We start from the raw sequence: 12,866 nt of genomic DNA, 5'->3' as shown, positions 1-12,866 counted from the left end.
CGTGGCTGCAACCCTACTAGCTCAAAATTTATTCACACATGGTTACGCTTTGGGGAAATTATGAGGGGATCTCTCAGTGCAAGGCATCGGCGTTCTGACCTGCGATTTCATAAATTTTAGCAATGTTATAATAGGAGTTAGCGCGCGTTGTCGCCGCATTTGCTCCACTGGCTAACGAGATCGCTTTACGATTTGCCCAAATCGCTTCTGCTATGTTGCCATTTTTCTGATAAGCCAGACCCAGGTTACTAAATGCCTGTCCGTAATTGCCGTCTAATTCTGTTGCCTGTTGGAAGAGTTGAATGGCTTGCTCAAGTTGACCGGTTTTGTAAACAGCTTCACCTTCACGATTATATTTTCTTGCCAGTTGAGTATCGCCACTGTTTTGCATCGCAGGCGAAGCCGGAGTTGAAGTACCTGTCGCTGGCGTTATCACAGTGGCTAAATCACTGACGTCTAATGTGGTGTCGTTAAAAGATTGGAGTAACCGTCTTTTTTGACGATTAATAACGCATCTTGATCATCAGCAAATGAAGAACCCAGACTAACGCTGCCCGATGCATTTGTGGTGCCAGAAACGGATTGTGCGCCATTGCGTTGCAGCGTCACCGATGCCCCCTCAATGCGTTTATCTTTCACTGTCGCACTTAAAATATCGATCTTTACATCGGCCGCATAAACGTCCGCATTTATACCCATCAGGGTCAGAGCAACCGGCAGAATAATTGTCTTCATGTATAAATCCTTTTACTGAATGGAGAAGAGATATTTCGCCGGGCATTATTGCGCAAGGGATGGGAAAAAAAGCAGCGGGAAAGCTTTTCAGATTAGCGCCCGAATAAAAACAAAAAAGGCCATCATAAGATGGCCAACCATGTCGAAACCGACAGCCCTTCGCCATTCCTGTAGAGGGAAGCGGCGAGGGCTATTTCTTATTACAGATATTTATTTCAGAACAGTTTTCAGTGCTTCACCGATATCAGCCAGGCTGCGAACAGTTTTCACGCCTGCGGCTTCCAGAGCGGCGAATTTCTCATCCGCAGTCCCTTTACCACCGGCAATGATAGCGCCAGCATGACCCATACGTTTGCCTTTCGGCGCAGTCACACCGGCAATGTAACCAACAACTGGCTTGGTGACGTGCTCTTTGATGTACGCAGCCGCTTCTTCTTCGGCGCTACCGCCGATCTCACCGATCATCACGATCGCTTCAGTCTGCGGATCTTTTTCGAACATTTCGAGAATGTCGATAAAGTTAGAGCCAGGGATCGGATCGCCGCCGATACCGACACAGGTAGACTGACCGAAACCGTAATCCGTGGTCTGTTTAACCGCTTCATAGGTCAGTGTACCGGAACGGGAAACGATACCCACTTTACCCGGTTTGTGAATGTGACCCGGCTGGATACCAATTTTGCATTCACCCGGAGTGATTACGCCCGGGCAGTTCGGGCCAATCATACGAACGCCCGCTTCATCCAGTTTCACTTTCACAGTCAGCATATCCAGCGTCGGGATGCCTTCAGTGATGGTGATAATCAGTTTGATGCCTGCATCAATAGCTTCCAGAATGGAGTCTTTGCAGAACGGCGCTGGTACATAGATAACAGAAGCGGTAGCGCCAGTGGCAGCAACGGCTTCACGCACGGTGTTGAATACCGGCAGGCCGAGGTGGGTAGTGCCGCCTTTACCTGGGGTTACGCCGCCAACCATTTTAGTGCCGTATGCAATGGCCTGTTCAGAGTGGAAAGTCCCCTGGCTACCGGTAAAGCCCTGGCAGATAACCTTAGTGTTTTTATCAATTAAAATGGACATTATTTCCCCTCCACTGCGGCAACAACCTGCTGAGCTGCATCCGTCAGACCTTTTGCTGCAATAATATTCAGGCCGCTGTCAGCCAGTTTCTTCGCGCCGAGTTCGGCGTTGTTACCTTCCAGACGTACCACAACCGGTACGTTAACACCCACTTCCGCTACCGCGCCGATGATACCGTCAGCGATCAGGTCGCAACGAACGATACCGCCGAAGATGTTAACCAGAACGGCTTTCACTTTGTCGTCAGAGAGGATGATTTTGAACGCTTCGGTTACGCGTTCTTTGGTTGCGCCGCCGCCAACGTCCAGGAAGTTAGCCGGTTCGCCGCCGTGCAGTTTAACGATGTCCATCGTACCCATCGCCAGACCTGCGCCGTTAACCATACAACCGATGTTACCGTCCAGCGCAACATAGTTCAGTTCCCACTGAGCAGCCTGCGCTTCACGCGGATCTTCCTGCGACTGGTCGCGCATTTCGCGCAGATCAGGCTGGCGGAACAGTGCGTTACCGTCAGCGCCCAGTTTGCCGTCGAGGCAGACAAGATCGCCCTGTTTGGTAATAACCAGCGGGTTGATTTCGATAAGCGCCAGGTCGCGCTCAAGGAAAATGGTCGCCAGACCCATGAAGATTTTGGTGAACTGCTGAACCAGTTTACCTTCCAGACCCAGTTTGAACGCCAGCTCGCGTCCCTGATACGGCATCGGGCCAGTCAGCGGATCAAGCGCAACTTTGTGGATCAGGTGCGGGGTTTCTTCCGCCACTTTTTCGATTTCCACGCCGCCTTCGGTGGAGGCCATAAAGACCACGCGACGGGAACTACGGTCAACAACAGCACCGAGATACAGCTCTTTAGCGATATCGGTCGCTGCTTCAACCAGAATCTGGTTAACCGGTTGGCCATTGGCGTCTGTTTGATACGTTACCAGACGTTTACCCAGCCAGTTTTCTGCAAAAGCACGGATATCTTCTTTGCTGTTTACAACTTTCACACCGCCCGCTTTACCACGGCCACCAGCGTGAACCTGACATTTCACTACCCACGGACCAGCACCGATTTTTGAAGCGGCTTCTTCTGCTTCGCGCGGAGTAGTACAGGCATAACCCACTGGCGCCGGTAAGCCATAGCGGGCAAAAAGTTGTTTTGCCTGGTATTCATGTAAGTTCATGTGTTCTGTCCATCCTTTAGTAATCGTTATCTTTTAAACCGTAGACCGAGTATGACGTATCGCTACCGGGCATTGTCGGTCACCCGTAGGCCTGATAAGACGCGTTAGCGTCGCATCAGGCTTCCATTGCCGAAGAGGGCGATCCCTTATCCGGTCTACAGTGCAGGTGAGGCTTAAACTACTACACGTCCAGCAGCAGACGCGTCGGATCTTCCAGCAACTCTTTGATGGTTACCAGGAAGCCTACGGATTCGCGACCATCGATCAGACGGTGATCGTAGGACAGCGCCAGGTACATCATCGGCAGGATCTCAACCTGACCATTCACGGCCATCGGACGATCTTTGATAGCGTGCATACCCAGAATTGCGCTCTGCGGCGGGTTGATGATAGGCGTAGACATCAGGGAACCGAACACACCACCGTTGGTGATGGTGAAGTTACCACCGGTCAGATCTTCAACCGTCAGCTTACCGTCACGGCCTTTAACAGCCAGCTCTTTGATTTTCTTCTCGATATCTGCCATGCCGAGGGTATCGACATCACGCAGAACCGGCGTCACCAGACCGCGCGGTGTAGAAACCGCCATGCTGACGTCGAAATAGTTGTGGTAAACCACATCATCGCCATCGATAGACGCATTCACTTCCGGGTAACGTTTCAGGGCTTCAACCACCGCTTTCACGTAGAAAGACATAAAGCCCAGACGGATGCCGTGGCGTTTTTCAAACGCTTCACCGTACTGCTTACGCAGATCCATAATCGGCTTCATGTTGACTTCGTTGAACGTGGTCAGCATGGCGGTGGAGTTTTTCGCTTCCAGCAGACGCTCTGCCACACGCTTACGCAGGCGAGTCATTGGTACACGTTTTTCGCTACGTGCAGCCAGTGCCGGTTGCGCCGCCGGAGCAGCAACTGCCGGTGCAGACTCTTTCGCCGGGGCTTTCGCCAGATGTTTTTCCACATCTTCACGGGTCAGACGACCACCGACACCAGTGCCTTTAATGGCGCTGGCGTCGAGGTTGTGTTCAGCCAGCAGACGACGGATCGCCGGGCTTAACGCATCGTTGTTTTGCTCTTCCAGAGACGCCTGCTGGCGTTGCGCCGGAGTGGACGCTTTCTCTTCAGATTTGGCACTGGTTTCTTTACCGGCGCTGTTGCCTTCACGCAGGCGACCAAGGATCTGACGAGACGTTACGGTTGTACCTTCATCTTCCAGAACCGCATCCAGAATGCCGTCTGCTGATGCCGGTACTTCCAGTACCACTTTGTCAGTTTCGATTTCTACCAGCACTTCATCACGTACGACTGCGTCGCCGGGTTTTTTATGCCAGGTTGCGACGGTGGCATCGGCTACGGATTCAGGCAGGTCAGGGACCAGAATATCTACGCTACTCATTATGTATCCTTTATTTATTCGACGTTCAGCGCGTCATTAACCAGATCTTGTTGCTGTTTCTGGTGAACGGACATATACCCTACCGCCGGAGAGGCGGAGGCCGGGCGGCCTGCATAACGCAGAGAAGCCCCAAACGGAATCACTTCGCGGAAATGATGCTGGCTGCAGTACCATGCGCCCTGGTTGAGCGGCTCTTCCTGGCACCAGACAAAATCCTTGACGTGAGCAAACTGCTGCAACACTTCCTGCATCGCTTTATGCGGGAACGGGTAGAGTTGCTCGATACGCACAATGGCGACATCGTGTTGATTATTCTTACGGCGTTGTTCCAACAGGTCGTAATAAACCTTACCAGAACACATCACCACGCGCTTCACGCCCTTCGGATCAAGCTCGTCGATTTCACCGATGGCTGGCAGGAAGGTGCCGTTCGCCAGTTCTTCGAGGCTGGAGACCGCCAGCGGATGACGCAGCAGGGATTTCGGCGACATCACGACCAGCGGACGACGCATCCCGCGCAGCGCCTGACGACGCAGCATGTGGTAAACCTGTGCCGGGGTAGACGGTACGCACACCTGCATGTTTTGCTCAGCGCAAAGTTGCAGATAACGTTCCAGACGCGCGGAGGAGTGCTCCGGCCCCTGCCCTTCGTAACCGTGCGGCAGTAGCATCACCAGGCCACACATCCGACCCCATTTCTGTTCGCCAGAGGAGATGAACTGGTCGATAACCACCTGTGCACCGTTGGCGAAGTCACCGAACTGCGCTTCCCAGATGGTCAGAGTGCGTGGTTCTGCGGTGGCATAACCGTATTCAAACGCCAGCACTGCTTCTTCAGACAGTACGGAGTCCCAGACACGGAACGCGCCCTGGCCGTTATGAATATGTTGCAGCGGCGTGTAAGTGGAACCGTTGGACTGGTTGTGGATCACCGCGTGGCGGTGGAAGAACGTACCGCGACCAGAGTCTTCACCCGACAGGCGAACCGGAATGCCTTCATCAACCAGTGTGGCGTAAGCGAGGTTTTCCGCGCCGCCCCAGTCGAACAGTTTTTCACCAGCCGCCATTGCCTGACGGTCGCCATAAATCTTGGCAACACGAGACTGCATTTCAATGGCTTCTGGCACCGTACTGATGCGTTTAGCCAACTCCTGCAGGCGCTTCATCTCAACTTTGTTCGGGTACTCTTCGTCCCATTCGTGGTTGAGGTACGGCGACCAGGTGAAGGAGTGCATGTTCATCGGACGCCACTCTGCCACCACGCAATCACCCGCATCCAGCGCATCGCGGTACAGGTTAACCATTTCGGTGGCATCTTCCAGCGTTGCCACTTTTTCCTGCTCCAGCTTGTCAGCGTAGATTTTGCGCGGCGTTGGATGTTTTTTGATTTTCTGATACATCAGCGGCTGAGTTGCACTCGGCTCGTCGGCTTCGTTGTGGCCGTGACGGCGGTAGCACACCAGGTCGATGAAGACATCACGTTTAAAGGTGTTACGGAAATCGAGCGCCAGACGGGTCACAAAGGCAACGGCTTCCGGATCGTCCGCGTTAACGTGGAAAATCGGTGCCTGAACCATCTTGCCGATATCCGTACAGTACGGCGTCGAACGGGCATCCAGCGGGTTAGAGGTGGTGAAACCAACCTGGTTATTGATAACGATACGTACCGTACCGCCGACTTCATAACCACGCGCTTTCGACATGTTCAGGGTTTCCTGAACCACGCCCTGCCCGGTCACTGCGGCGTCACCGTGGATGGTGATTGGCAGCACTTTGTTGCTGCTCGGCTCATCAAGTCTGTCCAGACGGGCACGAACAGAACCGATAACTACCGGGCTTACAATCTCAAGGTGAGACGGGTTAAACGCCAGCGCCAGGTGTACCAGGCCGCCATCGGTCTGGAAGTCAGACGAGAAGCCCATGTGGTATTTCACGTCGCCCGTGCCGAGGTGTTCTTTATGTTTACCGGCAAACTCGTCGAACAAGTCTTGCGGTTTTTTACCCAGCACGTTCACCAGCACGTTCAGACGACCACGGTGCGCCATCCCGAGAACCACTTCACGGGTGCCGCTGTTGCCAGCATGGCGGATCATCTCTTTAAGCATCGGGATTAACGCGTCGCCGCCTTCCAGCGAGAAGCGTTTTGCGCCAGGGAATTTTGCGCCAAGGTAACGTTCAAGGCCTTCAGCGGCGGTCAGTTCGCTTAAGAAGCGTTTTTTCTCTTCGCTATTGAACGTCGCGCGACCAGACTCGATACGCTGTTGGATCCAGCGTTTTTCTTCGGTGCTGGTAATGTGCATATACTCGGCGCCAATCGGGCCGCAGTAGGTTTGCTTCAGGGCTTCCAGCAGCTCGCCGAGTTTCATGGTCTCTTTGCCGCTGGCAAATGAACCGACGTTGAAGGTCTCCTGGAAGTCTGCTTCGGTCAGATCGTGGAAAGACGGATCCAGATCGGCCACCTTATCTTGCTGCCACAGTCCCAGCGGATCGAGATTCGCATGTTGGTGACCACGGAAGCGGTATGCGTTAATGAGCTGCAGGACTTTAACCTGCTTCACATTGGTGTCAGGGTCGGAGATCGTTGAAGAGTAACGTGAAGCGTCTTTCGCCAGGCGGCGGAAATATTCACGCGTTTGAGAGTGGAATTGATCCGGTTTGACTCCCGTACCAGGTAACTGCTGGAACGTCGAACGCCAGTTAGCGTCAACCGAGTCAGGATCGGTTAAGAAGTCTTCATAGAGCTGTTCTATCCAGCTCTGGTTTGCGCCAGAGAGGTAAGAAGAGTCCAACCAGGCTTTCAAAGCGCTGTTCTGCATCGTGATCCCTTAAGCATCTTTTTTATGCTTACTTCGCCGTGGATACTACCACGCACAGTGATGTGCGTGCCGGGGTTCACTTGTTGCGGACTTGTCGTATTTTCTGCGTCCGCTAAGGAACCTTTAAAAACTGTCTTAGTGTCAGGGGCAGTTTTTAAAGATTTCCTGCATTTCTTTTGTAGACCGGATAAGGCATTCACGCCGCATCCGGCGCTGGTTGCCTGATGCGACGCTTGCGCGTCTTATCAGGCCTACGGTTCCTAACAAACCTGCTTAATTGTTAACGCAGGCTCGATTTTCCCCCTCGCCCTTCCAGGGAGAGGGTCGGGGTGAGGGTCATTGTCCGCACCGGCGCTGACCTTTTCCCCTCACCCTAACCCTCTCCCCAAAGGGGCGAGGGAACCGTTCGTGCACATTTTTGCCTTGGCCATCAGGCCGGGGCATTACGCATTACGTTGCAACAACATCGACTTGATATGACCGATGGCGCGCGTCGGGTTCAGCCCTTTCGGACATACACTGACGCAGTTCATGATGCTGTGACAGCGGAATACACTGAATGCATCACTCAAACCGTCAAGGCGGCTGTCAGTCTCGGTATCACGGCTATCAATCAGGAAACGATACGCCGCTAACAAGCCTGCAGGACCGATAAACTTATCGGGATTCCACCAGAAAGACGGACAAGAGGTTGAACAACATGCGCAGAGAATACATTCATACAGCCCGTCGAGTTTTTCACGTTGCTCGGGCATTTGTAAATGCTCACGAGCTGGTAGATTTTGTCCATTATTCAACAAGTAAGGCTTAATTTTCTCATATTGCGCATAGAATTGTCCCATGTCTACCACCAAATCGCGGATCACCGGTAAACCTGGCAACGGACGAATTACAATCTTCTTGCCCGGCTGGTTGAGTGCCGAAATCGGGGTAATACAGGCCAGACCATTCTTGCCGTTCATGTTCAGACCGTCGGAACCACACACACCTTCACGGCAGGAGCGACGGAACGACAGGCTGGGATCTTTCTCTTTCAGCTGGATAAGCGCATCCAGCAGCATCATGTCGCGACCTTCTTCCGCTTCCAGGGTGTAATCCTGCATACGCGGAGCATCATCAACATCCGGGTTATAGCGATAAATTGAAAACTCGAGTCTCATTTTCCTGTCTCCGCATTAGTAAGTACGAATCTTCGGCGGGAATGCCGGGCGCAGTTTCGGTTCCATGTTGACGCTACGTCGCGTCATGGATTCCGACTCTGGCAGATACAGGGAGTGACACAGCCAGTTTTCATCATCACGCTCCGGGAAGTCGAAGCGGCTATGCGCGCCACGGCTTTCGGTACGGAAGTTGGCAGAAACAGCCGTTGCATACGCCGTTTCCATCAGGTTATCCAGTTCCAGGCATTCAACGCGCTGGGTGTTGAACTCGCTGGAGGTGTCATCCAGACGGGCATTTTTCAGACGCTCGCGGATCACTTTCAACTGCTCAAGCCCTTTCGCCATCGCATCACCTTCACGGAAGACCGAGAAGTTATGCTGCATACATTCTTGCAGTGCTTTACGAATCGCCACCGGATCTTCACCGTTACGGTTGTTGTTCCAGCGGTTCAGGCGCTCCAGAGAAGCTTCGACATCAGACTCGCTGGCATCGCGCAGTGCGCCCTGTTCGGCGATAGACTCTTGCAGATGCAGACCTGCCGCACGACCAAAGACCACCAGGTCCAGCAGCGAGTTGCCGCCAAGACGGTTAGCGCCGTGTACCGATACGCAAGCAATTTCACCCACCGCGAACAGGCCAGGGATCACCACATCTTCGCCTTTCTCGTTCACGGTCAGCGCCTGACCGGTCACTTTGGTCGGAATACCGCCCATCATGTAGTGACAGGTTGGGATAACCGGAATCGGCTCTTTCACCGGATCGACGTGAGCGAAGGTACGGGAGAGTTCCAGGATACCCGGCAGACGGGATTCGAGAACTTCTTTACCCAGGTGGTCGAGTTTCAGTTTTGCGTGTGGTCCCCACGGGCCATCACAGCCACGACCTTCACGAATTTCGATCATGATGGAACGCGCCACCACATCACGCCCCGCCAGGTCTTTGGCGTTCGGCGCATAACGCTCCATAAAGCGTTCGCCATGTTTGTTCAGCAGATAACCGCCTTCACCACGGCAACCCTCGGTGACCAGTACGCCCGCACCGGCAATACCCGTCGGGTGGAACTGCCACATTTCCATATCCTGCACCGGTACGCCTGCACGGATAGCCATGCCGACGCCGTCGCCGGTGTTAATGTGGGCGTTAGTGGTGGACTGATAAATACGCCCAGCCCCGCCGGTCGCCAGCACAGTCGCGCGAGCTTTGAAGTAAACCACTTCACCAGTTTCGATGCACAGTGCGGTACAGCCGACCACTGCGCCATCCTGGTTTTTCACCAGATCCAGCGCATACCACTCGGAGAAAATGGTGGTGTGGTTTTTCAGGTTCTGCTGATAAAGGGTGTGCAACAGTGCGTGACCGGTACGGTCAGCCGCTGCCGCTGTACGTGCCGCCTGCTCGCCGCCGAAGTTTTTCGACTGACCGCCAAACGGACGTTGATAGATACGACCATCATCAAGGCGCGAGAACGGCAGTCCCATGTGTTCCAGTTCCAGAATCGCTTCCGGCCCGGTTTTACACATATATTCAATCGCGTCCTGGTCACCGATATAGTCCGACCCTTTTACGGTGTCGTACATATGCCATTCCCAGTTATCTTCATGGGTATTACCCAGCGCAACGGTAATGCCGCCCTGCGCCGAAACGGTATGGGAACGGGTCGGGAAGACTTTAGAGAGCAGCGCACAGGTCTGGCCGCTCTGGGAAATTTGCAGCGCCGCGCGCATACCTGCGCCGCCGGCACCAATCACAACTGCATCAAATTCTCTGACTGGCAATTTCATCACACACCCCACACCACAACGAATCCATAAATCACGTAAACCACCAGTGCAACGACAATCACCAGTTGCAGCATCAGGCGCAAAGCCAGCGGTTTAACGTAGTCGGTCAACACCTGCCACATGCCGATCCAGGCATGGATCAAGATGGAAAACAGCGCCAGCAGGGTGAACACTTTAGTGAACGCAGAGGCAAAGAAACCGATCCAGACTTCATATGTCAGTTCGCCACTGGTAGCGAAAAAACCGACCATATAAATGATGTAGAGCGTCAGGACGATAGCAGTAGCGCGAACGAGGATGAAATCATGTACGCCATTGCGTCCTAATGCGGAGGCGTTGCTTACCATACGAGGACTCCTGCAAGAATTGAAAGCACGACAGTAATGACAAAGGAGATTTTGGCGGAGCGTTTACCCGCTTCGAATGTTTCTTCCAGATAGCCAAAATCCATCATCATGTGGCGAATACCTACGACGACGTGATACGCCAGAGCGGTAAGGATGCCCCACATGATAAATTTGACGAAGAAGCTGCCCATAATGGCGGAAGCTTGCTCGAAACCTTCAGGGGAAGAGAGGCTAGTACCCAGAAGCCACAGCAGGATGCCCACTGCAACGAAGGTGATCACACCGGAAACGCGATGGAGAATGGACGCTATCGCCGTGACGGGGAACCGGATGGTCTGTAGGTCCAGATTAACAGGTCTTTGTTTTTTCACATTTCTTATCATGAATAACGCCCACATGCTGTTCTTATTATTCCCTGGGGACTACGGGTACAGAGGATAACTTTCTGTTACCTGGAGACGTCGGGATTTCCTTCCTCCGGTCTGCTTGCGGGTCAGACAGCGTCCTTTCTATAACTGCGCGTCATGCAAAACACTGCTTCCAGATGCGAAAACGACACGTTACAACGCTGGGTGGCTCGGGATTGCAGGGTGTTCCGGAGACCTGGCGGCAGTATAGGCTGTTCACAAAATCATTACAATTAACCTACATATGCTTTGTCGGGTTTTATCCAGAACAGTGATCTAAGTCACGATAACAACATTTATTTAATTTTTAACCATCTCATTTGACAATCATTCAACAAAGTTGTTACAAACATCATCAGGAAAAGCATATAATGCGTAAAAGTTATGGGGTCACTATTTCACCTAAGATTAACTTATGTAACAGTGTGGAAGTATTGACCAATCCATCCAGGACAGTTATTAGTGATAGACAGGTTTAATAATTCGGATTGCTAAGTGCTTGATTCGCCGTTTATTCGTCATCAATGAATCCTTTACCTGCAAGCGCCCAGAGCTCTGTACCCAGGTCTTCCCCTCTTTCGCAGAGCGGCGAGCCAAATAACAAACGGGTAAAGCCAGGTTGATGTGCGAAGGCAAATTTAAGTTCCGGCAGTCTTACGCAATAAGGCGCTAAGGAGACCTTAAATGGCTGATACAAAAGCAAAACTCACCCTCAACGGGGATACAGCTGTTGAACTGGATGTGCTGAAAGGCACGCTGGGTCAAGATGTTATTGATATCCGTACTCTCGGTTCAAAAGGTGTATTCACCTTTGATCCAGGCTTCACTTCAACCGCATCCTGCGAATCTAAAATTACTTTTATTGATGGTGATGAAGGTATTTTGCTGCATCGAGGTTTCCCGATCGATCAGCTGGCGACCGATTCTAACTACCTGGAAGTCTGTTACATTCTGCTGAATGGTGAAAAACCGACCCAGGAACAGTATGACGAGTTTAAAACTACCGTTACCCGTCATACGATGATCCACGAACAGATTACCCGTCTGTTCCACGCCTTCCGTCGCGACTCTCATCCGATGGCGGTCATGTGCGGTATCACCGGCGCGCTGGCAGCGTTTTATCACGATTCACTTGACGTCAATAATCCGCGTCATCGTGAAATCGCCGCGTTCCGTCTGCTGTCGAAAATGCCGACCATGGCAGCGATGTGTTACAAATACTCCATCGGTCAGCCATTTGTTTACCCGCGCAATGACCTTTCCTACGCCGGAAACTTCCTGCACATGATGTTCTCCACCCCGTGCGAACCGTATGAAGTCAATCCAATTCTGGAACGTGCAATGGATCGTATTCTGATCCTGCACGCTGACCACGAACAGAACGCCTCGACTTCCACCGTGCGTACCGCTGGTTCTTCGGGTGCGAACCCGTTTGCTTGTATCGCAGCAGGTATTGCTTCGCTGTGGGGGCCGGCTCACGGTGGTGCTAACGAAGCTGCGCTAAAAATGCTGGAAGAAATCAGCTCCGTTAAACACATTCCGGAATTTGTTCGTCGTGCGAAAGATAAGAATGACTCTTTCCGCCTGATGGGCTTCGGTCACCGCGTGTACAAAAATTACGACCCGCGCGCCACCGTAATGCGTGAAACCTGCCATGAAGTCCTGAAAGAGCTGGGCACCAAAGATGACCTGCTGGAAGTGGCAATGGAGCTGGAAAACATCGCGCTGAACGACCCGTACTTTATCGAGAAAAAACTGTACCCGAACGTCGATTTCTACTCCGGTATCATCCTGAAAGCGATGGGGATTCCGTCTTCCATGTTCACCGTCATTTTCGCAATGGCACGTACCGTTGGCTGGATCGCCCACTGGAGCGAAATGCACAGTGACGGCATGAAAATTGCCCGTCCGCGTCAGCTGTATACTGGCTATGAAAAACGTGACTTTAAAAGCGATATCAAACGTTAATCGGTG

Annotated in this window: 10 protein-coding genes and 1 pseudogene; 2 read left to right on the top strand and 9 right to left on the bottom strand. The window is 52.6% G+C overall.

Translation table 11 applies throughout. The features are described from left to right. Positions 1 to 73: 73 nt before the first annotated feature. The 9 genes and pseudogenes from FC814_RS18675 to sdhC form a co-directional block, all read right to left on the bottom strand. Positions 74 to 699, bottom strand: a pseudogene (locus FC814_RS18675) (tetratricopeptide repeat protein). Positions 700 to 945: 246 nt separating this feature from the next. After that, positions 946 to 1,815, bottom strand: a complete 870-nt coding sequence (sucD, locus tag FC814_RS18670) for a succinate--CoA ligase subunit alpha (protein ID WP_000025458.1) — start codon at positions 1,813 to 1,815, stop codon at positions 946 to 948. Further along, positions 1,815 to 2,981 (bottom strand): ADP-forming succinate--CoA ligase subunit beta, encoded by a 1,167-nt coding sequence (gene sucC / locus FC814_RS18665; protein WP_001048608.1) that lies wholly within the window; start codon positions 2,979 to 2,981, stop codon positions 1,815 to 1,817. Before sucC ends, sucD begins: the two co-directional genes overlap by 1 nt. Before the next feature lie 181 nt (positions 2,982 to 3,162). After that, positions 3,163 to 4,380 (bottom strand): 2-oxoglutarate dehydrogenase complex dihydrolipoyllysine-residue succinyltransferase, encoded by a 1,218-nt coding sequence (gene odhB / locus FC814_RS18660; protein WP_032224967.1) that lies wholly within the window; start codon positions 4,378 to 4,380, stop codon positions 3,163 to 3,165. 14 nt (positions 4,381 to 4,394) lie between these two features. Beyond that, positions 4,395 to 7,196 (bottom strand): 2-oxoglutarate dehydrogenase E1 component, encoded by a 2,802-nt coding sequence (sucA, locus tag FC814_RS18655; protein WP_001181468.1) that lies wholly within the window; start codon positions 7,194 to 7,196, stop codon positions 4,395 to 4,397. A 443-nt stretch (positions 7,197 to 7,639) separates the two neighbouring features. Then, positions 7,640 to 8,356 (bottom strand): succinate dehydrogenase iron-sulfur subunit SdhB, encoded by a 717-nt coding sequence (gene sdhB, locus FC814_RS18650; RefSeq protein WP_001235258.1) that lies wholly within the window; start codon positions 8,354 to 8,356, stop codon positions 7,640 to 7,642. A 15-nt stretch (positions 8,357 to 8,371) separates the two neighbouring features. Then, entirely contained in the window at positions 8,372 to 10,138 is a 1,767-nt protein-coding gene (sdhA, locus tag FC814_RS18645) for a succinate dehydrogenase flavoprotein subunit (protein ID WP_000775531.1), read from the bottom strand. Beyond that, the gene (sdhD, locus tag FC814_RS18640; protein ID WP_000254365.1) at positions 10,138 to 10,485 is read right to left on the bottom strand and encodes a succinate dehydrogenase membrane anchor subunit; all 348 of its coding nucleotides are present in this window, start codon (positions 10,483 to 10,485) and stop codon (positions 10,138 to 10,140) included. Before sdhD ends, sdhA begins: the two co-directional genes overlap by 1 nt. Next, entirely contained in the window at positions 10,479 to 10,883 is a 405-nt protein-coding gene (gene sdhC, locus FC814_RS18635) for a succinate dehydrogenase cytochrome b556 subunit (RefSeq protein ID WP_000263354.1), read from the bottom strand. The genes sdhD and sdhC overlap by 7 nt, the downstream gene beginning before the upstream one ends. Before the next feature lie 380 nt (positions 10,884 to 11,263). Between sdhC and FC814_RS18630 the strand changes: the two genes are divergently transcribed. Both FC814_RS18630 and gltA read left to right on the top strand, forming a co-directional pair. Continuing rightward, a complete protein-coding gene (locus FC814_RS18630; RefSeq protein WP_122983127.1) occupies positions 11,264 to 11,371 on the top strand; it encodes a hypothetical protein in 108 nt (35 codons plus the stop codon). Positions 11,372 to 11,576: 205 nt separating this feature from the next. Beyond that, positions 11,577 to 12,860: a citrate synthase gene (gene gltA / locus FC814_RS18625; RefSeq protein WP_000785828.1), complete on the top strand. Its 1,284-nt coding sequence runs from the start codon at positions 11,577 to 11,579 to the stop codon at positions 12,858 to 12,860. The last annotated feature ends 6 nt before the right edge of the window (positions 12,861 to 12,866 follow it).

The organism is Escherichia sp. MR, assembly GCF_005280595.1.
Taxonomy (GTDB): Bacteria; Pseudomonadota; Gammaproteobacteria; order Enterobacterales; family Enterobacteriaceae; genus Escherichia; species Escherichia ruysiae.
This window is presented reverse-complemented; position numbering and strand designations above follow the sequence as displayed.